Consider the following 23885-nt stretch of genomic DNA (forward strand, 5'->3'; position numbering starts at 1 on the left):
GGTACTCAAAGAACCTGGCAGCTGCGCGTAGCGGGCTGTCAGGTTTTTTATACGAATGTGAAATTTGCCCTCAATTTCTAGACACCCCTGGATTAGAGGGATAAATCCATCAGATTCGGCCTGGTTGGCCGGAAATGAGGAAATGGAAGGGATAAATCCCACTGAATCCACCGGAAGTGGGCAGAACGAGGAAATCAGAGGGATAAATCCCACTAAAACCACCGGAAGTGGGCAGAACGAGGATATTAGAGGGATAAATCCCACTAAAACCACCGGAAGTGGGCAGAACGAGGATATTAGAGGGATTAATCCCACTAAATCCACCGGAAGTGGGCAGAACGAGGAAATCAGAGGGATAAATCCCACTAAATCCACCAGAAGTGGGCAGAACGAGGAAATCAGAGGGATAAATCCCTCTAATTCCGCCAGCCAGCGTACCCTTAGTTCAATAGAGCGCTCCGTCATAAGGGGGGCCTCAGCTTTTTTTACCATATTTGCCGGGCGGGATGCCGGTGATGTTCTTGAAGGTGCGGATGAAGTTGGCGTAGTCATTGAAGCCGGACAGGTAGCAGGTATCGGATACGGAGTTTCCGGCGGCCAAGAGCTGCTTGGATAAGGCTATTTTTTTGAGCAGGACATAACGGTAGATGGTTCCGCCGGTCTGCTGCTTGAACAGGTGACTGAGATAGTATTTATCAACGTTCAGCTCCCCGGCTATGTGCTCGAGCGAGAGGTTCAGATGCAGGTGGTTGTCGATGTAACTCATAGCCGATTGAATATGCGAGGAAATAATGCTGGGCACGGCGGAGCGGGTCCGGCTGTACAGCTCATTGACGATCACCAGAATTTGAATCAGGTAAGTCAGAGCCAGCACTTCGCTGCCGTATTGCTCACTCTCCAGTGCCACAATCAGAAGTGAAGCTAGTGTCATATACTCGGTAAGCAGCGGCTCATCCATGCGGGCCAGATTATGCTCACCGGGCTGACGGTTCTGGAAACAGGCGAGCAGATTGGTGGTGGCTGTGCAGAAAGGATAGATAAGCGGCGCCTTGAAATGAATCGTCAACCGTTCGTAAGGCTCCGGGGACAAATTGATGATTTTGTGAATCTCGTGATTGTTGAACAGGAGCACATTGCCCCGCTCCAGCGGATAGCTGTATTGGTCGACGAATCCGTTCACACTCCCGCCGAGGAACAGGAAGATTTCGTAGTGGTCATGAATATGGAAATCCCTTGTCGGTGAGATTGGGGAATTGCCGATACCAGCCAGAATATCGCCGTTGAATGTTTGATGATAACGGGCATGTTTCATAGTCATTGCCCCTTTCAGATTGATCGCAACAAACGCAATAAAACATCATTATTCGCAAAGACATTGCAATAATACCACACTACACTAGAGAAGAAGAATACCTGAAAGGGTGGAATTGTAGATGAAGGGTAAGGAACAGCGAAAATACTGGCTGGATACGATGCTGCTGATCGGGGGACCGGTGCTGGAGGCTTTAGCGAAGCGGCAGCTGAAAGAGCAGCTGCCTACGGAGTTTCATAGTGACCGGAGCCGGTTTGCCCATCTGGAAGCTTTTGCGAGACTGGCCTGCGGGATGGCCCCCTGGCTGGAGCTTGAAGGACTTGAAGGAGAAGAAGAACAGCTTAGAGCCCGTTATGCCGCGCTGATGCTGGAGGCTATCGGTGCAGCTGTCGATCCGCAGTCGCCTGACTATATGGAGTTCAAGACGGAAGGGCAGCCGCTGGTCGATGCCGCCTTCCTGGCCCACGCGCTGGTGCGCGCACCGAAAGCGATTACAGGCCGGCTGGATGAGCGGGTCAAAGGCCATTTAATTGCAGCGCTGAAGCAGACGCGCCGGACGGCTCCAAGCGGCAGCAACTGGCTGCTGTTCAGTGCAATGGTGGAAGCGGCTTTATATATACTGGGCGATGCCGACTATGACCGGATGCGTGTCGGTTATGCGGTTCATATGTTCATGGACTGGTATAAGGGCGATGGTGTCTACGGGGATGGCAAGGATTTTCACTGGGATTATTACAACAGCTTCGTGATCCAGCCGATGCTGGTTGATGTCGTGGCCATCTTTGAACAGGAGTCGGAGCAATATGCTGCACTTAAGCCGGTGATTATGGAACGGGCACAGAGATATGCCTCAGTGCTTGAACGCAGCATTGCACCGGACGGCACCTATCCGTTCCTCGGGCGCTCGATTGTGTACCGTTTCGGTGCGTTTCAGCTGCTGTCGCAGGCGGCGCTGCAGCATTTCCTGGAGGAGGCACTGCCTCCGGCACAGGTACGCTGCGCTTTGACTGCCGTGATAGAGCGGATCATGAATGCTCCGGGTACGCTGGATGAGAAAGGCTGGCTGCGGCCGGGGATCTATGGCTATCAGCCGGAGCTTGCGGAGAGCTACATCAATACGGGCAGCCTCTATTTATGCGCTGCCGTATTCCTTCCGCTGGGGCTGCTTCCGTCCGATCCCTTCTGGTCGGGAGAAGAGCTGAAATGGACTGCGCTGAGGATAGCAGACGGTGAGAATGTCATGCGGGATCATGCGCTGGAATAGCGGGTGTTCAGCCGCTTTAACGATTATGAGGTGCGGCACTAATCAGGGTGGAGCACCGATAAGGAGGAAGAAGAGGGCATGAACAGACAGGAGCTTGCCGGTATTGTGCAGGACATGAAACCGGCGGACTGGAGCTTATATTATCCGCAGGGAGATTCGGCGGGTTTTTGGACCCGGGCGTTATCATCCGGAGGATTACAGGCAGACATTAGCGAGATTCGCGCAGAGGCGCAGAGGCTGGACGGTCAGCCTATATCCGCGCTGACGTATACGCTATTTTCTATTTTTGCGCGTACAGGCTCGAGACTGGAATATGAACGGGTCTATTTCGAACGGAGAAGAAGACTGAATACCTATGCATTCCTAAGCCTGCTGGAGCCGGATAATACGGGGGCTCTGGAGAAGCTGGAGGATATCCTCTGGGTCATCTGCGATGAGTACACCTGGTGTCTTCCGGCCCATCTTCCCGCAGACCATGACGCTGCTGAGATCAGCCGGCATATTGACCTGTTCTCCTCCGAGACGGGATTCACCTTAAGTGAAGTGTTACTGCTGCTGGGGGACCGGCTTCCGCTGCTGCTCCAGTCCCGGATACGGCATGAGGTAGAGCGCAGAATCTTCCGGCCTTTTCTTGAGCAGGGGCCATATTTCTGGGAGACATCACGCCATAACTGGGCGGCAGTCTGTGCGGGCTCGATTGGGGCAGCTGCGCTGCTGCTGGTGAAGGAACCGGCCATGCTGACGGATATTCTGCTGAAGACAGAGAGCAGCATGAGCTATTATCTGGAAGGCTTCGGGGACGACGGCGCTTGTCTGGAGGGGCTGGGCTACTGGAATTATGGCTTTGGCTATTTCACTTATTATAGCGATCTGCTCCGGGCAAGAACCGGAGGCAGGCTGGACTGGTTCAAGCGGGAGAAGGTATCGCAGATTGCCCGTTTCCAGCAACAATGCTTCATTGACGAAAGTCATGTCGCCAATTTCTCGGATTCGGTGCCTCAGGTACGTGTGCATATGGGCTTGTCCCATTATCTGGCGGATGCCTATGCGGATGTCCTGCGGCCGCCGTCCGCTCTGCGTGCGCCGTTCACTGAAGATCACTGCAGCCGCTTCGCACCGGCGCTGCGTAATTTGATCTGGACCAGAGCCGGCCGGGAGAATGTGGCTTGGGAGGCTGCGAGCTGCTATCTTCCCGATGCCGCTTGGATTGTCTCGCGTCATGTGCCGGCAGCAGGCTCCTTCGGGTTCGCCGCCAAAGCCGGCCACAATGATGAGCCGCACAATCATAATGATCTGGGCCACTTCATTCTTAGCGGCCGGGGAGAGATCTACGCTTCCGATCTGGGCAGCGGAGAATATACCGCTGATTATTTCGGTGCCGGACGTTACAGCTATGACTGCAATGGATCACAGGGACATTCAGTGCCGATCATCAACGGCCAGTACCAGGGCGCAGGGCGGGAGTTCAGCACGGCAGTACTGCATGCATCTGCGGCGGCGGAGAAGGATGAGCTGACGCTGGAGATGGCGCAGGCTTATCCGGTGTCAGGCTTGCAGTCCTTGGTGCGTTCGCTGGTCTGGCACAAAGAGGAGCTGCCACGTCTGGAATTGACAGACACCTACCGGTATGAGGGAGCTCCGGCGAGCTGGACGGAACGGTTTGTAACCTGGCGCAGGCCTAAGCTTCTTCACCCGGGCAGCGTACTGCTGCCGGGCACTGCGGCGGGTCACGGTGTCGAGGTCACTTATGATCCTGAGGCAGTCCGGCCGGAGATTACCGCGCAGGTGTACCGGGATCATTATGGCCAGGAGACACTGTGGCATAGTCTGGACTTCCATGTTCTTCAGCCGGAGGCGGAGGGAACATTAGCATTCACTTTTCAATTTCTGTGAAGATTGAACAGGCGGCCCGAATTCCAGGTAATCTCATCCGCCGGAGTTACTGCTTCTCTGCTGGGGGAAGCTCTAATCTAAACTAAATATTGAGGGCATATAACCCGCATAGTAGACGATTCCAACAAAACGGCCGGTCCAGCGCGGGTGTTCAGACGGAATCCGGCAAAATGTTGTATGAAATACAACTTAGGTGCTGCTATACCGGGATGTGTAGGAGGATTGTTGTAGGAAATACAACAATTTCTTCATTAAACTGCCTGGATGAGAAGAAATGTTGCCTTTTGTACAACAATTTTGGATTTGGGCCGGTTTATTGTGGGAAATGTTGTATTTTATGCAGGATTTAACAACAGAGCGGAGAAACTCGGAACTTCTGCGGCGATAGCAGCGCCTGGAAAGCTGCTGCGCACGCCGCCTGGAAACTGCTGCGTACGCCGCCCAGAATCCCCACATTTACCGCATTTAAAGCAAATTTTTCGTAGAAATCTTTCGTTCAGCTTATATAGATCAGAACTTATCATTCAAACAAAGGCGGGATTCAGATGAGTGGAACAATACAGCAGGCATGGGTAGAAGAGGCCTGGAGCAAGGCACTGGAGAAAACGCGAGCAAACAGCTTGAGAATCGGCGCGGAATTCCCCCATGCCAGCCAAGGCGGCAAGTACGTACTGGAGACACCGAGCTGGTGGACAGCCGGCTTCTGGCCGGGTATGCTCTGGCAGCTCTATGCCGGGAGCGGGGACGAGAGCCTGAAGGCGATTGCCGAACGCTGCGAGCAGCGGCTGGACGAGGTGCTGGATGGTTATGTGAAGCTGGATCATGACTTAGGCTTCATGTGGCTGCTGACCAGCGTAGCCAACTTCAAGCTCACGGGCGCAGAGGAATCACGGGTCCGGGCGCTTAAGGCTGCCAACTATCTGGCCGCCCGCTTCAATCTCAAAGGCCGCTATATCCGCGCCTGGAATCCATGGAGAGAAGGCGAGGACAACAGCGGGGTCGCTATTATCGACTGCAGCATGAATACCAGTCTGCTCTTCTGGGCTTCTGAAGTAACCGGAGACCCGCGTTACCGGCATATCGCCGAGGCCCATATGGATACGGTGCTGGAGCATTTCATCCGGCCGGACGGCTCTGTCTATCACATTGTCAATTTCAACCCGGAAACGGGTGAAGTGGTAGAGAAGCGCGGCGGACAGGGTTATGCACCGGAGTCGGCCTGGTCGCGCGGCGCGGCTTGGGCACTTTACGGGTTGTCGCTGGCCTATCATCATACCGGCAAGCAGAGCTACCTTGATGCATCCAAGCAGGTTGCCCATTTCTTCCTGACCCGTCTGCCGGAGGATCAGGTTCCGCATTGGGATTTCCGGGCTCCCGGTGAGATCGGCGAGATTCGTGACAGCTCCGCCGGTTCTTGCGCGGCGAGCGGCCTGCTGCTGCTGGCGAGCCAGGTGGATGAATCGGAGGCACATGTCTACCGGAACGGCGCGCTTAGAATTACGGAATCCCTCTACCGGAATTATGGGACCTGGGATAATGCGGAGGAAGAAGGGCTGCTGCTTCACGGTACAAGCAACTACCCGGAGAACCGGAATATCGATGTTCCTCTGATCTACGGTGATTTCTTCTATGTTGAAGCGCTGGCGCGGATCAAAGAAGCCGGCCCGTTCTACTGGGAGTAGGGGGATATGATGACTAACGGGAGAGCAGCATCAGACAAATTATCCTTGCGGATTGCAGACAATCCGCTGAAGACGCGGGCGGACCTTGTGACCGCTCTTGAACAGCTAACGGGTCTGCTACGTCTGCTCTACAGCAAAGGCGGCGCAAGACTTGAGATCGGCAGAACCGGAGCGAGCTATCCGGCAGCAACTGCCGGGATGGAGGGTTTTTCCCGGGTATTATGGGGGCTGGTCCCCTTGCTCGCTGGAGGCGGAAGCAGTGAAAATTGGGACATCGTGCTGAATGGCATTCGGCATGGCACCGACCCTGCTCACGAAGAATATTGGGGAGATGTACGGGATTACGACCAGCGTCTGGTCGAGATGGCGGCCTTCGGCTTCGCGCTTGCTGCGGTTCCGGAGCAGATCTGGTCACCGCTTGCTCTTCAGGAGCAGGATCACCTGTACAACTGGCTGAATCAGATTAACTCCCATCCCTGCTATGATTGCAACTGGCTGTTCTTCAATGTACTTGTTAATGTTGGGTTCCGCACCATCGGCCGTCCGTATGATGCGGTGCAGCTGGAGAACAACCTGCAGCGGATGGATGCATTCTATCTGGGAGAGGGCTGGTACAGTGACGGTGTTGACGGGCACTGCGATTATTATGGACCGTTTGCGATCCATTACTATTCGCTGCTCTATGCGAAGCTGATGGAGAAGGAGGACCCAGAGCGTTCCCGGTTGTTCAAAGAACGCGCCCGGCTGTTCGCCGCTGAATTCCTGGGCTGGTTCGCCCCGGACGGCTCCGCGCTTCCTTACGGGCGCAGCCTGGCATACCGATTCGCCCAATCGGCGTTCTGGAGTGCCTTGGCTTATGCGGATGTTGAAGGCTTCCCTGCCGGTGTGGTGAAAGGCATCGTTCTGCGCAATCTGCGCTGGTGGTTCAGCCAGCCCATCTTTGATGCAGCAGGCGTATTGACCATTGGATATACGTATCCGAATCTGGTCATGGCGGAGAATTATAATGCACCCGGCTCACCCTACTGGGCGCTGAAGACTTTCCTGCCGCTCGCACTTGGTGAAGAGCATCCGTTCTGGAGCGAAGAGGAGCTTCCCCTGCCGGAAATCCCGGCAGTTATGGTTCAGAAGCCTGCACATCTTGTTCTGGTCCGCGAGCCGGCCTCCGGTCATGTGGCGGCGTTCAACAGCGGCCACCTGTACACGAATGAGCATACCCATACCTCGGCCAAATACGAGAAATTCGTCTATTCCACAGGCTTTGGGTTCAGCGTACCCCGTTCTGAGTGGGGGCTGTCGCAGGGGGCATTCGACTCCATGCTTGCGCTCAGCGAAGGCGGGGACAATCTGTACCGCGTGCGGCGCCGGAATGTGGAATCCGAGATCACGGACAACGTCCTCCGGTCGGTCTGGAAGCCATGGACTAATGTGGAAGTCCGTACCTGGGTGGTAGCAGGGCTTCCCTGGCATATCCGGATTCACCGGATTGAGACGGGCCGGGCACTTGACGCCGCTGAAGGCGGGTTCGCCCTGGGCCAGGAAACGGAGCTTGCGCAGCAGACCGACAACTCAGGCATAGCAGTATCTACAGCTTGGGGAACCAGCGGAATCAAGGGACTGACGGGTTACGGGAAGGCGGAGCTCATTTGGCCCAATGCCAACACGAACCTGCTGCGTCCCCGGACGGTACTGCCAACATTGACGGCTACGCTTGAGCCCGGAATTCACTGGCTGGCTTCGGCTGTATACGGTGATCCTTTGGCTGATTCTTCAGCTCATCAGGCGAACGGAGTCAGTAATATTCTGGAGCAATCTCCCGAGTCCTTGCTGAAGGTTACTTTTGCTGAGAATGGCATCACGGTTCAAACTACGGGCGGAACGGAAATTTTTATCCCGATACAATAGAAAAAGGCTGCATCTTCACGTGATTGTGAGGGTGCGGCCGTTTTTGATTATATGCATCCCATATGACCTCATCTAACGTGTTTGGAAATCGGCTAATCCTTATTCATCACGCGGAAACTATATAGATTGAACCGCAAATCTTTACGTCCGGACCAGTAGCCGATCAATCAATTCAAGAGGGCTCTTATGGATCCGTTTCATGAAAGCTGCGACATGAGTACGGATGACGTAATACTTATGAAAAAAGACATTGTTTATTACTTTGTGTTTTAGCCATTTCCACAATCATTCAACAGGATTAAGTTCAGGGCTATATTTGGGTAGAAAAACAAGCTGAAGTCTCGGATTCTCTCGCAGAAACGGCGGAATTGCATCTGCATGATGAGTGTGAGCGTTGTCTAACACCATGATTCATCTTCAAATAAAAGATGGTCAATTTTTCCTTGGTTCAGTTTCTCCTTCAGCTCAGGTAAAGTGACCTCGCGGAATTGTTTTTGTTCCTCTTTGTTGGCTCGTACCAGCGTATAGGTGGCTTTTGTGTAGCTAAAACCAAGCCGATTCAGCATTTTAGAGATTCCTTATAGGGCATATTTCTCGCTGAACTCGCGAAGGATCCATTTTATGAGTTCAAGTTATATAGTATTTTTAGTGAATATAGTGAATATAGTATTTTAAAGTAGGAAATAATCGTTGGTATAGAAAGGATGGAAATAATATGTTTAAAAAAATATACTTAATAGCCCTTGCATTGACTATTATTTCAGGAGTGGCATTAATATCCAATTCAAAAGCAGGCTCCTATCCAGAAATGGTAACCGCAAATAAGACAGATAAAAATCCTGTTAACACTAATTTTTCAGAATAACGTGAAATCTGTAGAATCAGTGAAATCCGTAGAATCAGTAAAAACGATGAAATCCGTAGAATCAAGACTCGCAAAAATGTATTTTAGTCAACTCTATACACCTTATGGCATTTTCGTGCCAGTAATGAACAAAGTATATTCAAGGAATCTGAGCTAGCAAGAAAGTTAGATCAAATCGGATCTAATACGAATCAACTAATTTTTGAAAACAAGTTCTTCTTAAAAGTAGATGAATCAATATTAGATAAATTGTATCCCAGTGCGTTACTCACAAATGAAACAAATGAAAACCCGGCTGACTGATCCTTATCCACTAACCTCACATGTTATACGATAATAAATAAATTCTATTATTATCAAGATTCATAATTCCGATCATTACGTTGTCGAAGCTGGAATTAAATACATTAGTTCCTGTAATAGAAGCATTCGTTTGGTTATTTCTAATCATATAGTACCCCCGTGCAGCATCAAGCGTTATTAGCTTCGATGTTGTCTCGTCTGTGATCGCCCTAATTTTCTTGGAGAATGAAGCTGTGAAATCTGACGGAAGAGGAAGTTCAGACCAATGATTTGCGTAGCCCTTTTTTACTATATCAATCATGCTCTTAGAAGTGACCTGATAGATATATAACCGGTATCCATCGCCCAATGCTCCATATGATTTATAACTGTATATAATTTTGCTTTCTTTTGGGAGCGGTATTCCAAACTTATCGTGGAAAAATTCAATCTCTTTATTATTTTTGAAATAACCTCCGTAAAATACTGCTAATACTATTATTAAGGAAATGAATCCAATAATAATTTTTTTTGTGTTTTTCATCTCATACCTCAATTTCTATCATTTATATAGTAAGAGTAGGGTTAGGATATATCTCCACGTAAAATAACTCATGCACAATATGGAAAACTGATTGTCCATGAGTAAACTCTAATTTATATTCCTAGTATTCATCCCGAGTGTTGAGCAAGATACATTAAGTTAACAACTCTGAACCACACAGGTAAAGACAAAAATTATGATTGAATCCTCCGTATGGTATTTACAACCATTTGGCCCCTTCACATTATCAACAATGGAATATAAAGTCAATCTATTCATCCTAATCCCGGTTTTCTCCCAGTATCTCCCCCAGCAACTCCCGTGTATCTGCCCACAACCTGCGCTGCATCGCTTCATCGCCGCCAGGGGATACCGGTACAATGGACTTTCCTGTGCCCACGTTAAAATAACCTCCGGTTACTGTCCCATAATGCGGGTCCACGATTAACCGGGTGATAATCTCTGCTCCTCTTCGCGGGTCTCCGAGCCGGACAATCTTCAGGATCCGTTCGATCACAGAAGCGAACCGCAGCTCGCGTCCCAGTCCGGTTACATTGAAGCCCGGATTCAGGGCATTGACGGTTATTCCGCTGTCTGCCCATTGCCGGGCCAGTTCTGCCGTGAACATGATGTTTAGCAGTTTGGTTTTGCCGTAGACAGGAGAGGAGCCCCGGGCAGTAAAAGCAGCAGTATCCGTTAAGTCCCCGGGCAGGCGGAGTACACCATGACGGCGCGATGCCTCAGAGGCTACGTTGACTACTCTGGCCTGGCCTGCATTGCGCAGTGAAGTCTCCAGTCTATGCGTCAGCAGCCATGGTGCCAGATAGTTCACAGCCATCATCTCCGGCAAACCTTCGGCAGTGGTGCGGGGCTCGAAGGCGTGGATTCCAGCATTGTTCAAAAGCACGTCGATAGAAGGGCAGGCGGCAGCAATTTCAGCGCCAACCCGGTTCACATCCTGCATCAGCGACAGGTCTCCATAGACAAAACGGATATTTGCAGCAGGCTGACGGGCCTCGATGATGGTTCTGGTAGCCGCAGCACGTTCTTCACTGCGGGCAGTCAGGACAAGCGCATAGCCTCTTTCCGCCAAATGGATGGCTACAAGCTGTCCCAGTCCGCTAGTGGCTCCGGTGATGACAACGGTTGGTTGTTTAGGCATGGTTATTCTCCTTTAAGTAATGTATAATTGATATATGTCCACTATAATTATATGATGGATATATGTCAACTATATTTGCGGCAGTTATCTATAAAGCAAAGGACTGGTGAATGAATATGAAGCAGAACCCAATAAACGATATCCAAGTAAACAATGAACCAATAAACATTGATCAATCAAGGCTTGACTCAAGAGAACAGCTGGAGCTGGCGCTGGGAGAGCAGCTTAACGCACTGATCAGCGCAGCCCATGCGCTGAATGTCAAAGCCGCCGCGCGGTTCGATTCCTCGTTGCAGCCGGCTGCCTTCCATATTGTCCGCTGGCTCTATTCCTATGGGCCGGCTAGTGCTGCCGCCATTGCGGAAGCAACAGCTATGGATCGCAGCGCGGTCAGCCGTCTGATCAAACAGCTGGAGTCTCTGGGCTATGTGAGCCGGGAAGCCTCACCCGATGACGGGCGGGCCATCCTCCTCTCACTTACAGAGCAGGGACAGCAGCAGACAATAGCTGCCCTTAACGAGAAGGGTTCCGTGTTCTTCGGGCGGACTGCGGCATGGAAAGACGACGAGCTGCATCAGTTCATTCACATGCTCAAGCAGTTCAACGGGCTATAAGCTGGTGACGGCTTAGCGCCTCCTTTACTAATTACAAAAACTTGCTAGTTAGACCATGGAGCCTGTAACCGCTTTCCCGCTATAATGTGCGTAGGCATACGAAATCGGACAATCCGGGAGGAAGCTATTCCATGAAATCGAATGAGGACTTTATACTTGCCGCACCAGACCAGGCGGTTCATATTTATCTGGACCCGAAGGGGACAGATTATAACGGACTGCGCAGGGTGGCGGAGTCTTTCGGCGCGGATATCGAGCTGGTGAGCGGTATAGCACCTGTGATTCTGACACGAAAAGAACAGCTCTCAGAAACCGTCGTCATCGCCGGACCCATAGGCGGAAATGAGCTGATCGACAGGCTGATTACAGAAGGCGCCCTCGACGTCACGTCGATTCAAGGCAAGCGGGAATGCTACCGGCTGCAGCTGGTTGAGGCTCCAATGCCTGGCGTGGGCCGGGCGCTTGTCATTGCGGGCAGCGATAAACGCGGGACAATCTATGGCATTTACTCCATATCTGAGCTGATTGGGGTCAGCCCGTGGGTGTATTTTGCCGATGTGATTCCGGAGCAGAACACCACACTGTCCATTCCAGTAAGCAGACTGAATCGCAGCTCCAGAGAACCCTCCGTTAAATACAGGGGGTTCTTCCTGAATGATGACTGGCCGTCGCTCGGCTCCTGGGTCACGCATGCTTTTGGCGATTTCAATGAGGATTTCTACGACAAAGTGTTCGAGCTGGTCCTGAGACTGAAGGGGAACTTTCTGTGGCCGGCGATGTGGAGTGCAGAATTCAGTCTGAATGGTACAAGCAGTCCGATTGCTAACGCGGTTCATGCCGATGAATACGGCATTGTTATGGGAACGTCGCATCATGAGCCGTTGTTCCGGGCCGGCAGCGAATGGCAGAAAGTGTATGCGCAGTACGGGACAAGCAATCTGTGGGATTTCGCCCGCAACCCGCAGGCGATTACCGCCTTCTGGGAAGACGGAATTAAGCGCAACCGACACTATGATAATCTGGTTACACTCGGCATGCGCGGAGAGAGTGACTCTGCCCTCGAAGGCTCAGACCAGGAGAATATTGAGCTGCTGAAGCAGATTATCCTTACCCAGAAGGCCCTGCTGAAGAAATACAATCTGGAGCATATGCCGCAGGTTCTGGCTGTGTACAAGGAGGTCGAGAAGTATTGGTACGGTACGGCGGAAGCAGAAGGGCTGAAGGATTGGGAGGTGCTGCAGGATGTGACGATTCTGCTCTCGGATGACAATTTCGGCAATCTCCGCAAAATCCCGGAAAAACATGAGCAGCAGCGGGAGGCCGGCTGGGGAATTTACTACCATTTTGACTACCACGGAGGCCCGCATTCCTACGAGTGGGTGAATGTGACTCCGCTGGAGAAGGTCTGGGAGCAGATGACCATGGCGTTCGATTACGGCATCCGCGATATTTGGGTGGTAAATGCCGGCGACTTGAAGCCGATGGAGCTGCCGCTATCCTACTTCATGGATTTAGCCTATGACTTTGAAGCCTGGGGAACCGGAGCGATTAACCAGACAGAGGAGTACACCCGGCGTTGGGTGGAGCAACAGTTTGGATCAGACCTTACACCTGGGACGGTTGACGAAATTGCGCAGGTGTTAGCGGATTACACCCGGATGAACGGGCGGCGCAAGCTGGAAATTATCAGAGCGGGCACCTTCAGCCTGCTGCATCATCAAGAGGCGCAAAGAGTGCTGGAACAAGCGCTCAGCCCGGAGCAGGCGGCGGCCAGGTATGAGTCTGAGCTCCCAGCGGCGCTCAAGGATGCCTATTACCAGCTGGTCTATTATCCGGCAGTGGCCTCGGCGAATGTGGTCAAGATGCAAATCTACGCCGGACTGAACAGGCTGCATGCCGGACGCGGCAGTGTACTTGCCAATACCTATGCCGATCTGGTACTGGAGTCTATTGAGCGGGATAAGCAGCTGGAGCAGCACTACAATACCGGCATCTCGGACGGCAAATGGCAGGGCATGATGAGCTCCCCGCATGTCGGCTATGTGAACTGGAACGCGGACGGCTGGAGTTATCCGGAGGTCAGCAGAGTGACCCCTGCCAAGGAAGCCATCATGATTGTTGGTGTAGAGGGAACGGAGCAGGGTTACACAGCAGGGACAGCGGGTCTCACTCCGTTTACGAATCTTCAGCAGGAGACTTATGAGATTACGGTCAGCAGCGGCGGAGCCGGGTTCGAATATAAGGCAGTCAGAAGTGCGGAATGGATCAGGCTGGACCGGACCCAAGGCTGGGTGGATACTGGAGCGGCGATCCGGGTTTCAGTAGATTGGGAGAAGGTGCAGGGGGCGGCTTCAGGCCATATTACCCTTTCAGGTGCCGGTACAATCGTAACCGTTCAAGTAGAAGTGGAGTGGACTGACATTACTAATGTGCCGCCGATGACCTTCATCGAGACGCAAAATACCGTTTCTATCGAAGCGGAGCATACTCTAAACCGCGTGGCGAAATCCGGAGCCGAGTGGAAGACTATTAACAACTACGGACGGACCTTGTCTTCGGTCAAAATGTTCCCCGCCGGCAGCTCCTTTGATCAGCCGGAGGAAGCGCCTTGTCTGGAGTACCGGCTGCTCGTCCATCAGGACGGGGAATACAGCCTGACCGCCTATATTGCGCCGACTAACCAGTTGTCTCCAGTCCGCGGCCTGAAGTATGCCGCCGGATTCGACGGAGAACCGCCGGTCACCGCAGATGCGCTGCCTCCGGGTTATGAAGGCGGCAACCATGACAATGAGCCGTGGTGCCGTGCGGTGATGGACAATATTCATATGCAGGTTACCCGTCATGTTCTGGCCAAGGGGCAGCATACGCTGCGCTTTTACGGACTGGATGCCGGACTTGTCCTGCAGAAGCTGGTATTGTCTGCCGGACCGCTGCCGTATTCCTATCTGGGGCCGGTGGAGAGCTATCACAGCTGACTTCCGGCGGGTTGCCGGGACCGCCGCCATCGTCAAGCAGATGGCGGCGGAAACCCGCAACACTATGCGCACTACCCTTACTCCCCGTCACTCCACGTTACTCTCCATTACTCCGCGTTACTCCCCGTAACTCCCCGTAACTCCCCATAACTCTCCATTACTCCGCGTCACTCCCCACAACTCCCCATAACTCCTCATCACTCTCCGTCCCTCCGCATCCTCCACGTTACTCCGTATTGCTGCGGAACTGATTCGGAGTAATCCCCTTATACTTTTTGAACACCTGATAGAAATATTTCGTATCATTATACCCGGACTGCAGAGCGATGTCCTCGATCCGCATTCCGGGATCTTTGAATAGCAGGCAGGCATGCTCTATGCGTATCTTATGCAGGTAATCGGTGAAGCTGATTTTGAGCTGCTGCTTGAACAGCAGGCTTAAATAGCCGGGTGTAATATAGATTTCCCGGGCGACAATCTCGCGGTTGATATCCTTCATGTAATTTTGCCCGATATAGAGCTTGGCTGCTTCCAGCAATTTGTTGCTGTTCTTCTTGGAGGTCAAATGCTCACTGACCAGAAGGGCAGTCTCAAGCAGAGACTGAAAGATATGATCCAGACTGGAGCGGGACAGAACCTGGATCAGCTCGGTCAGATTTTGTCCGAACACCTTGTTCACGTTGACGTTATTCTCAATGCATAATTTATACAGGGCGAAGAACAGGGCGAAGCTCGACTTGATCACCTGGTCCCTGGATACCGTTTCGGGCTGCAGGGCCACGTTGAACAGGGTAAGCTTCCCGGTAATTTCTTCGGGGGAGCCGTTCCGGACAGCCTTAAGCACCTCCTGCTCCTCATGCAAAGGGTAGGAGGATTGGGAGGCTTCATCATCAAATTCCCCGCTGAACTCCACGATTTTGCCGGTGCCTGTGTAGTTTCTCGTATTCAGCGCCTGGGATGCCTCCAGAAAAGAACGCCGTAAATGCTGAAGATTCTTATCTATACTTCCGATTCCGGCAGAGACCGTGAACCGGAGATAACTCAGGATATTATCCTGAATGATCCGGATATATCCGCTTAATTCCTCATGATCCAGCAGCTCATCCGTATTAAGGATCAGGACAATATCATCCTGATGTTCAAAGGCGATACATACTATTGTCTCCGGAAGGGATTCCTCGCAAATATTCTTCAGTCCGTATTTCAGCAGCTCCGTATCCTCATGCAGATATTTCTGGTGCAGCTGCCGGAAATTATCAATCCGCAGCAGAATCACGCCATACAGCAGATAAGGAAATATTAGATTGTTCATCTTCAGGTTGGCCAGCAGCTGCGGATATGCAGGACTCTCGGTGAGAACCAGCTGGCTTAAGGTCTTCTCCTTCAGCAGGGGCAGACTCTCCCGGAAGCCCTGCCGCAGATGCTCCAGCGATTTGATCTCCAGCTTCTCCGATTGAATCTGCTCGGTGATGTCCAGTATTGTATTAAGAATCTCCTGTCTCCGGCTTGGTTTCAGCAGATAGTTGCTGGCTCCGACTCTAATGGCTTGTTGGGCATAGGCGAAATCATCATACCCGCTCATAATCACCGATTTGATATGGGGATACTTCCCGGAGACAATGGAGATTAACTCCAGACCGTCCATTTGCGGCATCCGGATATCCGTCAGCATGATGTCGACAGGGTGGATACTCAGAATATCCAGCGCTTCCTGGCCGTCTCTAGCCTCGGCAACAATAGTAATTCCGTGCGCCTGCCAGTCGATTAAGGTCCTGATCCCGACACGGGCCCGTTCTTCATCGTCCACGATAATCATATTAAACAAGTGATAATCCCTCCGGTCCTCTGCGCTTCTTGTTATATTCTTAAACTATAAGAATTTATATGCTTTGCATGATAACTTATCCTTCTATTTTTGGAGAAACGGATGCCGCCTCTTTCAGAGGACGGCGAAGCCGTTTCTTCTTATATTCAGCCTAAATATCATTCAAGATAGCCGGAATTATGATCTCCACGCGTGTACCCTCTCCCGGAACGCTGGTGTAATGCAGTGTGAAATCCCCTTTATAGAAATGCTTCAGTCTGGCTTGTACATTCTGCACTGCATAACCTCCGGTATCCCGGGCCGTATAGATATCCGATTCATCCGGCAGGGTGAGAATCTTCTGCAGGGTCTCGCTGCTCATGCCGCCCCCGTTATCTTCAATCACGAACATCAGTTGATCTCCGGTCCGTTGTCCGCTGATACTCACACAGCCGCCGCCGCGTTTACGTTCAATCCCATGAATCAGCGCGTTCTCAATAAAAGGCTGCAGGCTGAGCTTCAGAATGACATAGGGGTGCAGCTCATCAGGGATATCGATCACGAAATCCAGAGAGTCTTTAAATCTCATTTTCTGCAGGGACAGATAGAGCTCGATAAGCTCCTTTTCCTTGGCTACGCTGGTGAAGCTCTTGCCCTGGTTAAGACTTAATCTGAACAATCTGGAGAGGTTGATCACCATCTCACTGATCTTGTCCTGGCCCGCAGCTTCGGCTTCCCAGAAAATCGTATCCAGCATGTTGTACAGAAAATGGGGGTTGATCTGGGACTGCAGCGCCTTGAGCTCCGCTTCCTGCTCTTTAAGCTTGAGCAGATAAGCATCGTCCACCAGCGCCTTAATATTGGCGACCATGTTGTTGTACCCCCGGCTTAACTGGCCGATCTCATCCCAATATTTAATGTTAACCTTCTCTTCGAACTGACCGTTCTGGAAGCGGCGCATCGACAGCAGAAGGGTCTTGATCGGTGCAGTCAGGAATGAGGAGAAAAACATCAGCAGGGGTATACTAAGGAGTAAACTGGCCAGAATCATGATCAGCACAGCCGACTTTATCGAGTTAAGCTCCTCGGTCAACGAACTGAGCGGCACACTGTACAGTGTAATCCAGCCATTGGCATTGATATTATAGTTCAGCAGCGTATCTCCGCCTTGCAGGTTCACGATGGTATAACCGGACAGAATGCCGGCTTCAGCCTGCTTCATCACGAAGTCTACTGCCTTCTTGTCATACGTTTCTTTACCTGCGGCCAGGAGCTGCTTACCGCTCTCATTCAGAATAAGAATGCCGTGGTCCTGATCATAGAGATCTGTCAGATAGGTTCTGCGGATCGTCTCCAGATTAATGCCGACAAATACAAAGCCGATTCTGTTTCCGTTTACAATATCGCGGATAATCCGGGTCATGCCGAGCTTGTCATTGCGGTTGCTCTGAATGAAGACATTATTCTCTTCCGTCAGCGGGAACCAGTAGGAGGCGCCGTTCAGGGCAACGGATTCCTTATAAATATTGTGCGGAGTGATCTTGTCCAGGCTGTAGGCCCCGCTGCTGTCATCGGTGGCAACCTGAAACATGGGTGCAGACAGGCTGCCGTACAGCGCCAGATAATCGAAATTACCGGTCACAAGCATCTGGTTCATCATGGACGCGGTTGGTCCGTTATAGAACTGATCCTCGATCTCGACAGAGTCGGGGGTATTGCTTCTTAACGTCTCCTGTACAACGGAAGCCAGGCTGAATACCGTAACCCAGTCGGCAATCGTCTTCTGCATCCTGGAGAGATTGCTGTCAATCTGCTTAAGCACGCTCTGATTGGAGTTGCTTACTTTGTTAATGATCTGTTTTTTTGAGATGGTATACGAATATCCGCCTATAGCAAAAGTTACTGCGGTGATCAGAAGGAAGATAAGAATTGTTATCTTATATCGCAGATTCATATTTAAATAGAAACGCAGCACGGGATCACTAACCTTTTTGTTTTTTAAAAGATAAGAATTTATATGCTTCGCGCATTAAATATTCCTTATCTTTCTCGCTGAAACGGTACCGCCCTTAAAAAGGACGGCGAAGCCGTTTCCACTTATCTTATGCGTATTGCTGCATTTAAACAAGGGTGCCGGAAGAGGAGTCGACAATTTTAAACTTTACTCTCTTTTTCTCTACTGACCCCGGATCAGGTTCTCTGTTACGATGTGGTCACAACAAAGAAGGCGAGCACAATCAACAACAACTAGGGGGAGATTAAATGGTTATGAATACAAAAGCTACACGGAATCTACTGCTGATTACAGCGCTGGCAGCTGTCTCGGTACTCAGTGCATGCGGAGGCAACGATCAGAATGAGAGTGCAGGCAGTACAAACGGCAACGCAGCCGATCCCGCCGCTGAACAAGTCACACTGCGCGTGTTCTCCAACCTTCCGGACCGTAAATCGGGCCAGGGCCTGGCCGAGCAAATGGTGATCGACAACTATACCAAAGAGAACCCTAATGTGAAAATTGAACTCGAAACGCTGGCCGAAGAGCCTTTTAAGAACAAATTGAAAGCCTATATGGCCTCAAATGAAGCGCTGGACATCACTATGGTGCACGGGGGAGCGGAGCTTAATACACTGGTTCAGGCTGGTTATGTGAAAGAGCTGGACCCGGCCGGGTACGAAGGGGAGACCTACAACTTCCTCCCGGGCGTATATAAGTCTTTCACCTTCAACGACAAATTGTATGGTCTGCCCCGGAACAGCGACTATGAGGTTATCTACTATAACCAAAAAATATTTGCAGACAATGGCGTAAATGTACCCGCTACCTACGCGGAGCTGCTGGATGCAGCTAAACAATTCCGCGATAAAGGCATTGAGCCAATGTCGGTGAACGGTAAAGACCTGTGGAGCTTCGCGGCATTCTTCCAGGACCTGGTCATTCGGGTGAGCGGAGATCAGAGTCTGATGCTGGATGCGGTGGAGCAGAAGAAGAACTTCACAACCGACGAGAGCTTCATCACGGCGGCCAAGCTGCTGGGTGAGGCAAGAGATGCCAAGCTGTTCCAGGAATCATTCATGACCGCAGACTACGGCGCATCCCAGAATTTATTCACTCAGGGAAAAGCGGCAATGTGGTACATGGGCTCCTGGGAGGCGGGAATGGCTACGAATGAAAGTCTGTCCGAAGACTTCCGCAATAATGTGGCTGTGCTGAAATTCCCGGTAGTGGATGGCGGCAAAGGCAAGGATACAGATCTTCTGGCCTGGAACGGCGGCGGCTATTCACTGGTCAGCAGCTCGAAGCATCCGGAAGAAGCCAAGAAATTCTTCGACTATCTGATGAGAGCAGATCAATGGGCCAAAACCGTCTGGGATACCGGCGCGGCTGTTCCTGCACAGAAGTATGAGCTGACCGGCACGGAGAGCGGGCTGCAGAAACAGCTGACAGATGTTCTTACCGGAGCAACCACTACTGCAGGTTCACTGGGTCTTGATTACGGAACTCCGAAGTTCAAAGATGACGGCCAGAATGCGTTCGGCAAGTTCTTCGCCGGCGGATCGACACCTGAAGAGCTGCTCGCAGACCTGCAGAAAGCAGCGGAATCCCAATAACAAATATAGAGAGTGAAAGGGGACGGGGCAGGAATCTTCTTGCCCTTCTCCAATCTTAAGGATGGAGTGAGACTTCCATGCAAAAAGTATTCAACAATAAAATGGCCATCTTCCTGTTCGTCTTTCCGGGAATTCTCTTATTCTCCCTTACCTTTCTGGTCCCGATTGTACTCAGCGGATATTATTCGTTCCGGGATACCCTGGCACCAGGCACACCATCTGCATTCATAGGGTTCGCTAACTATACGGAGCTGCTGTTTCACGATACCCGTTTCTGGCTGGCGCTGAGAAATGCCGTCCTGCTGGGTCTGGGCTTCATCTTCATTCAGCATCCGATTGCCATCTTCTTTGCCATTATGCTGGACCGCCTGGGCGGGAAAGCGGAGAAGTGGTTCAGAACGATCTTTTTCATTCCATGCGTGATTTCAGTAGTGGTTATCTCCAAAATGTGGCTGTCGCTGCTCGACCCTACCTTCGGTGCATTCAACAAACTGCTGGATACACTGGGCCTTGGGTTCCTGAAGCATGCCTGGCTGGGGGACAGCAGTACGGCACTTGTTACGATGCTGTTCATTCTAATCTGGGCCGGATTCGGCTGGGGGCTGCTGTTCTATTATGCCGGCCTCAAAGGAATCCCGGATGAAATGTATGAAGCCGCTTCCCTCGATGGAGCTTCGGGCTTCAAGCTGCACCTGCGGATCACCGTTCCGCTGCTGTCACCGGTCATTACGGTGCAGATCACACTGGCTATGATTACCGCCTTGAAGCAGATGGAAACCGTGTTCCTGACCACCAACGGCGGTCCCGGCGATTCCACCCAATTCCTGGCTGTGTATCTCTATAACAAAGCATTCTCGGCCAGCCAGTACGGCTATGCCAATGCCATTTCGATTCTCTTCATCGTTGTCTGCCTGCTGGCCACCTATCTCAGCAACAAACTTACCCGCAGTGATGCTACGGAATTCTAAGGAGGATACACCATGACCAAAAGCACTAAAACCATACTATGGGTGTTCTTCCTTGTTGTCGCCCTGGTTCAACTGTTCCCGTTAATCTGGCTGTTGGATTTCTCATTCCTCAGCAGCAATGAATTCTATTCTTCCAGCATCCTGAAATGGCCAAGCGCACCCCAGTGGCAGAATTATATCAATGCCTGGGTAGACGGCAAATTCCTGCGCTATTTCATTAATAGTGCGTTCATTACTACGGTTACCATCCTCCTGACCGTTGTGCTATCCTTGACGTTAGGGTATGCGTTTACACGGATGGACTGGAAGTTCCGTTCGGTATTTTTCACCATCATCCTGCTCGGGATTATGATTCCGATCCATGCCACCCTGCTGCCCAACTTCGCGATCTTCAAAGCGCTGGGCTTGACCGATTCCTATCTGGGGCTGATTCTACCCTACACTGCGGTGTCCGTGCCCATGGGGACGTTCATCCTGACCGGGTTCCTGCGGAGTATCCCCAAAGCGCTGGAAGAGTCGGCGATTGTGGACGGGGCGAATATTTACCGGATTGTGTTCCAGATCATCGCACCGCTTACCGCACCTGCTCTGGTAACAGTAGTCGTAACGACTTTCCTGAACTGCTGGAATGAGTTCATTATGGCTTCGACCTTCCTCAGCAAGGATGCACTGAAAACGCTGCCTTTCTCGGTCATGAATTTCGCCGGCCAGTATTCCTCTGATTATGGCTCACAGTTTGCCGTCATGGTGCTGACCTCCATCCCTGCGATTGTCATCTATGCGATCTTTAATGAGCAGATTACGAAGGGCGTTACTGCCGGTGCTGTAAAAGGTTAATATCACCCTGCGTATGCTTCCGAAGCGAGTTTTGTACGAAGCAAATTAGGAAGGTTATGCTATCAAAACTTAAGCATATGCTTTCGAAGCGAGTTTTGTACGAAGCAATCACAGGGAAGTAGATACTCACAAAGCTTTTAGGAGGACAACAATGGATCACTTGCTATACGGTGTTGCTTATTACGACGAATACATGCCTTATGACCGTCTGGATGAAGACATCCGGATGATGCAGGAAGCGGGAATCAATACCGTGCGTATTGCCGAGTCCACCTGGAGCACCCATGAACCCCAGAACGGCGTATTTAATTTCAGTCCGGTGACAAGAGTGCTGGATGCGATGCATGCTGCCGGAATTCATGTCATTGTGGGCACGCCGACTTACGCCATTCCTGCGTGGATGGTCAAAGAGCATCCGGATGTGCTGGCTGTAACTGCCAAGGGGGAAGGCCGGTATGGCGCGCGTCAGATTATGGACATTACCCATCCCGTGTATCTGTTCTACGCCGAACGGATCATCCGCAAGCTGATGGCCGTGGTCCACAAGCATCCGGCAGTTATCGGTTATCAGATTGATAATGAAACGAAGCATTATGAGACCGCCGGAGCGAATGTCCAGCTTAAGTTCGTCAAATACATGAGAGAAACCTATGGAACCCTTGAGGCAATCAACCATCAGTTTGGCCTGGATTACTGGAGCAACCGGATCGACAGCTGGGAGGACTTCCCGTCGATGGTTGGCACGATTAACGGCAGTCTGGGTGCGGAATTTGCCAGGTTCCAGCGCGGGCTGGTGAATGAATTTCTGGCGTGGCAGATTGGAATTGTCGGGGAGTATAAGCAGCCGGGGCAGTTCACGACACATAATTTTGATTTTGAATGGAGAGGGCATTCGTTTGGGGTGCAGCCATCAGTGGATCACTTTGCCGCAGCCGCTCCGTTCGACATTGCCGGTGTAGATATCTATCATCCGTCGCAGGACAACCTTACCGGTACGGAGATTTCGTTCGGGGGAGATATGACCCGTTCGCTGAAGCAGGACAACTACTTTGTCCTTGAGACACAGGCGCAGGCTTTTCCTGAGTGGACGCCTTATCCAGGGCAGCTGCGTTTGCAAGCCTTCAGTCATATAGGCTCGGGTGCCTCCATGGTTGCCTACTGGCATTGGCATTCAATTCATAATTCGTTCGAGACCTACTGGAAAGGGCTGCTTAGTCACGACTTCCTGCCTAATCCGGTGTATAAGGAAGCCCGGACGATTGGTGCTGACTTCAAGCGGCTGAGTGATCGGCTGATTGGGCTCAAGAAGACCAGCAAAGTGGCTGTTATGGTCAGCAACGAAGCAATGTCGGCGATCGAGTGGTTCAAGCTGCCCGGCGGCGTGATTTACAACGATGTGGTCCGCTGGATGTATGACGAATTGTACAAGATGAATATCGCCTGCGATTTCATCCAGCCGTCCTGCACACGTTTGAGCGACTATGAGCTGATAGTCGTGCCTGCCCTGTACGCCGTCTCTGACGAGGCGCTGCAGCGGCTGAATGAGTATGTGCGCAGTGGTGGTCATGCCGTCTATTCCTTCAAAAGCGGATTCACCGATGAGCAGGTGAAGGTGCGGCATACGGCGCAGCCGGGCGTAATTCATGAGGCCTGCGGAGTGGCTTACAGCCATTTTGCCACGCCTAATGCCTCTGCCGGACTTACCGGCAAGCTGTTCCCGGAGGGAACGGAAGCAGGCGTTCATACCGTCAGAACATGGATGGAAATGCTTGTTCCAGATTCAGCGGAAGTGCTTGCCAGCTACAATCATCCCCAGTGGGGCGAATATGCGGCTGTCACCAGAAACTCTTTCGGTGACGGTACGGCCACCTATATCGGATGTATGACGGAGCCTGCCGCGCTGGCGGTAATCCTGCGGGATACGCTCCAGGTAGCCGGATTATGGGGCGAAGACCAGCAGCTGTCGTTCCCGTTAATCGTGAAATCCGGTGTGAACCGGCATGGCAGTACCATCCGCTACTACTACAATTATTCGGCGGAGTCCGTGACATTCCAGTATCCGCATGGCGCGGGGCAAGAGCTTCTATCCGGGAATCCCGTAGCGCATGCTGAGGAGCTGAAGCTGGAGGCTTGGGGCGTATTTATTATTAGTGAAGGTTAATAAATTGC

General features: G+C 51.6%; 18 protein-coding genes. 11 read left to right on the forward strand and 7 right to left on the reverse strand.

Going from position 1 to position 23885, the window contains the following annotated elements; genetic code table 11:
- Window positions 1–475: 475 nt before the first annotated feature.
- Entirely contained in the window at window positions 476–1312 is an 837-nt protein-coding gene (locus NYE33_RS15555; RefSeq protein ID WP_341066497.1) for a helix-turn-helix domain-containing protein, read from the reverse strand.
- A 121-nt stretch (window positions 1313–1433) separates the two neighbouring features.
- On the opposite strand from NYE33_RS15555, the gene NYE33_RS15560 reads away from it, so the two are divergent.
- The 4 genes from NYE33_RS15560 to NYE33_RS15575 all read left to right on the forward strand — a co-directional run bounded on the left by NYE33_RS15560 (window position 1434) and on the right by NYE33_RS15575 (window position 8056).
- Window positions 1434–2576 carry a DUF2264 domain-containing protein gene (locus tag NYE33_RS15560; protein WP_042138908.1) on the forward strand — a complete coding sequence of 381 codons (1143 nt, stop codon included), beginning with the start codon at window positions 1434–1436 and terminating at the stop codon, window positions 2574–2576.
- 78 nt (window positions 2577–2654) lie between these two features.
- Window positions 2655–4469 carry a heparinase II/III family protein gene (locus NYE33_RS15565; protein ID WP_341066499.1) on the forward strand — a complete coding sequence of 605 codons (1815 nt, stop codon included), beginning with the start codon at window positions 2655–2657 and terminating at the stop codon, window positions 4467–4469.
- Between the two features lie 545 nt (window positions 4470–5014).
- Window positions 5015–6151 carry a glycoside hydrolase family 88 protein gene (locus NYE33_RS15570; RefSeq protein WP_042138905.1) on the forward strand — a complete coding sequence of 379 codons (1137 nt, stop codon included), beginning with the start codon at window positions 5015–5017 and terminating at the stop codon, window positions 6149–6151.
- Window positions 6152–6157: 6 nt separating this feature from the next.
- The gene (locus NYE33_RS15575) at window positions 6158–8056 is read left to right on the forward strand and encodes a DUF2264 domain-containing protein (RefSeq protein ID WP_341066501.1); all 1899 of its coding nucleotides are present in this window, start codon (window positions 6158–6160) and stop codon (window positions 8054–8056) included.
- Window positions 8057–8341: 285 nt separating this feature from the next.
- Here NYE33_RS15575 and NYE33_RS15580 read toward each other — a convergent pair whose 3' ends face one another.
- Together NYE33_RS15580 and NYE33_RS15585 are read right to left on the reverse strand one after the other, a co-directional pair.
- Window positions 8342–8464: a transposase gene (locus NYE33_RS15580; RefSeq protein WP_076244614.1), complete on the reverse strand. Its 123-nt coding sequence runs from the start codon at window positions 8462–8464 to the stop codon at window positions 8342–8344.
- Entirely contained in the window at window positions 8455–8622 is a 168-nt protein-coding gene (locus NYE33_RS15585; protein WP_083705558.1) for a winged helix-turn-helix domain-containing protein, read from the reverse strand. Before NYE33_RS15585 ends, NYE33_RS15580 begins: the two co-directional genes overlap by 10 nt.
- A gap of 149 nt (window positions 8623–8771) precedes the next feature.
- Between NYE33_RS15585 and NYE33_RS15590 the strand changes: the two genes are divergently transcribed.
- A complete protein-coding gene (locus tag NYE33_RS15590) occupies window positions 8772–8921 on the forward strand; it encodes a hypothetical protein (protein WP_156118682.1) in 150 nt (49 codons plus the stop codon).
- Window positions 8922–9240: 319 nt separating this feature from the next.
- Here NYE33_RS15590 and NYE33_RS15595 read toward each other — a convergent pair whose 3' ends face one another.
- Window positions 9241–9747, reverse strand: a complete 507-nt coding sequence (locus NYE33_RS15595; RefSeq protein WP_341066504.1) for a hypothetical protein — start codon at window positions 9745–9747, stop codon at window positions 9241–9243.
- A 280-nt stretch (window positions 9748–10027) separates the two neighbouring features.
- Window positions 10028–10909, reverse strand: a complete 882-nt coding sequence (locus tag NYE33_RS15600; protein ID WP_336101732.1) for an SDR family NAD(P)-dependent oxidoreductase — start codon at window positions 10907–10909, stop codon at window positions 10028–10030.
- A 116-nt stretch (window positions 10910–11025) separates the two neighbouring features.
- On the opposite strand from NYE33_RS15600, the gene NYE33_RS15605 reads away from it, so the two are divergent.
- Both NYE33_RS15605 and NYE33_RS15610 read left to right on the forward strand, forming a co-directional pair.
- Window positions 11026–11523: a MarR family winged helix-turn-helix transcriptional regulator gene (locus NYE33_RS15605; protein WP_336101733.1), complete on the forward strand. Its 498-nt coding sequence runs from the start codon at window positions 11026–11028 to the stop codon at window positions 11521–11523.
- A 131-nt stretch (window positions 11524–11654) separates the two neighbouring features.
- Entirely contained in the window at window positions 11655–14498 is a 2844-nt protein-coding gene (locus NYE33_RS15610; protein ID WP_336101734.1) for a glycosyl hydrolase 115 family protein, read from the forward strand.
- 226 nt (window positions 14499–14724) lie between these two features.
- Here the strand turns inward: NYE33_RS15610 and NYE33_RS15615 are convergent, their stop codons facing one another.
- Entirely contained in the window at window positions 14725–16314 is a 1590-nt protein-coding gene (locus tag NYE33_RS15615; RefSeq protein WP_341068680.1) for a response regulator transcription factor, read from the reverse strand.
- Window positions 16315–16474: 160 nt separating this feature from the next.
- Window positions 16475–18256: a sensor histidine kinase gene (locus NYE33_RS15620; protein ID WP_179093530.1), complete on the reverse strand. Its 1782-nt coding sequence runs from the start codon at window positions 18254–18256 to the stop codon at window positions 16475–16477.
- A gap of 308 nt (window positions 18257–18564) precedes the next feature.
- Here NYE33_RS15620 and NYE33_RS15625 point away from each other — a divergent pair, with 308 nt between their 5' ends.
- The 4 genes from NYE33_RS15625 (at window position 18565) to NYE33_RS15640 (ending at window position 23877) form a co-directional block, all read left to right on the forward strand.
- A complete protein-coding gene (locus NYE33_RS15625) occupies window positions 18565–19911 on the forward strand; it encodes an ABC transporter substrate-binding protein (protein WP_052421982.1) in 1347 nt (448 codons plus the stop codon).
- 77 nt (window positions 19912–19988) lie between these two features.
- Window positions 19989–20879, forward strand: a complete 891-nt coding sequence (locus NYE33_RS15630; protein ID WP_039306468.1) for a carbohydrate ABC transporter permease — start codon at window positions 19989–19991, stop codon at window positions 20877–20879.
- 12 nt (window positions 20880–20891) lie between these two features.
- A complete protein-coding gene (locus tag NYE33_RS15635) occupies window positions 20892–21716 on the forward strand; it encodes a carbohydrate ABC transporter permease (protein ID WP_336103482.1) in 825 nt (274 codons plus the stop codon).
- A 151-nt stretch (window positions 21717–21867) separates the two neighbouring features.
- The gene (locus tag NYE33_RS15640; protein ID WP_341066509.1) at window positions 21868–23877 is read left to right on the forward strand and encodes a beta-galactosidase; all 2010 of its coding nucleotides are present in this window, start codon (window positions 21868–21870) and stop codon (window positions 23875–23877) included.
- Window positions 23878–23885: the final 8 nt, after the last annotated feature.

The sequence above is a fragment of the Paenibacillus sp. FSL R10-2199 genome, from assembly GCF_038000235.1.
Lineage (GTDB): Bacteria > Bacillota > Bacilli > Paenibacillales > Paenibacillaceae > Paenibacillus_AQ > Paenibacillus_AQ phytohabitans.

Bases quoted from the DNA above. Each gene is read 5' to 3' on its own strand.
- NYE33_RS15610 (WP_336101734.1), top strand. From the start codon at position 11,655: ATGAAATCGAATGAGGACTTTATACTTGCCGCACCAGACCAGGCGGTT.
- NYE33_RS15605 (WP_336101733.1), top strand. From the start codon at position 11,026: ATGAAGCAGAACCCAATAAACGATATCCAAGTAAACAATGAACCAATA.
- NYE33_RS15555 (WP_341066497.1), bottom strand. From the start codon at position 1,312: ATGAAACATGCCCGTTATCATCAAACATTCAACGGCGATATTCTGGCT.
- NYE33_RS15570 (WP_042138905.1), top strand. From the start codon at position 5,015: ATGAGTGGAACAATACAGCAGGCATGGGTAGAAGAGGCCTGGAGCAAG.
- NYE33_RS15565 (WP_341066499.1), top strand. From the start codon at position 2,655: ATGAACAGACAGGAGCTTGCCGGTATTGTGCAGGACATGAAACCGGCG.
- NYE33_RS15590 (WP_156118682.1), top strand. From the start codon at position 8,772: ATGTTTAAAAAAATATACTTAATAGCCCTTGCATTGACTATTATTTCA.
- NYE33_RS15585 (WP_083705558.1), bottom strand. From the start codon at position 8,622: ATGCTGAATCGGCTTGGTTTTAGCTACACAAAAGCCACCTATACGCTG.
- NYE33_RS15640 (WP_341066509.1), top strand. From the start codon at position 21,868: ATGGATCACTTGCTATACGGTGTTGCTTATTACGACGAATACATGCCT.
- NYE33_RS15625 (WP_052421982.1), top strand. From the start codon at position 18,565: ATGGTTATGAATACAAAAGCTACACGGAATCTACTGCTGATTACAGCG.
- NYE33_RS15575 (WP_341066501.1), top strand. From the start codon at position 6,158: ATGATGACTAACGGGAGAGCAGCATCAGACAAATTATCCTTGCGGATT.
- NYE33_RS15635 (WP_336103482.1), top strand. From the start codon at position 20,892: ATGACCAAAAGCACTAAAACCATACTATGGGTGTTCTTCCTTGTTGTC.
- NYE33_RS15560 (WP_042138908.1), top strand. From the start codon at position 1,434: ATGAAGGGTAAGGAACAGCGAAAATACTGGCTGGATACGATGCTGCTG.
- NYE33_RS15615 (WP_341068680.1), bottom strand. From the start codon at position 16,314: ATGATTATCGTGGACGATGAAGAACGGGCCCGTGTCGGGATCAGGACC.
- NYE33_RS15600 (WP_336101732.1), bottom strand. From the start codon at position 10,909: ATGCCTAAACAACCAACCGTTGTCATCACCGGAGCCACTAGCGGACTG.
- NYE33_RS15580 (WP_076244614.1), bottom strand. From the start codon at position 8,464: ATGGTGTTAGACAACGCTCACACTCATCATGCAGATGCAATTCCGCCG.
- NYE33_RS15620 (WP_179093530.1), bottom strand. From the start codon at position 18,256: ATGAATCTGCGATATAAGATAACAATTCTTATCTTCCTTCTGATCACC.
- NYE33_RS15595 (WP_341066504.1), bottom strand. From the start codon at position 9,747: ATGAAAAACACAAAAAAAATTATTATTGGATTCATTTCCTTAATAATA.
- NYE33_RS15630 (WP_039306468.1), top strand. From the start codon at position 19,989: ATGCAAAAAGTATTCAACAATAAAATGGCCATCTTCCTGTTCGTCTTT.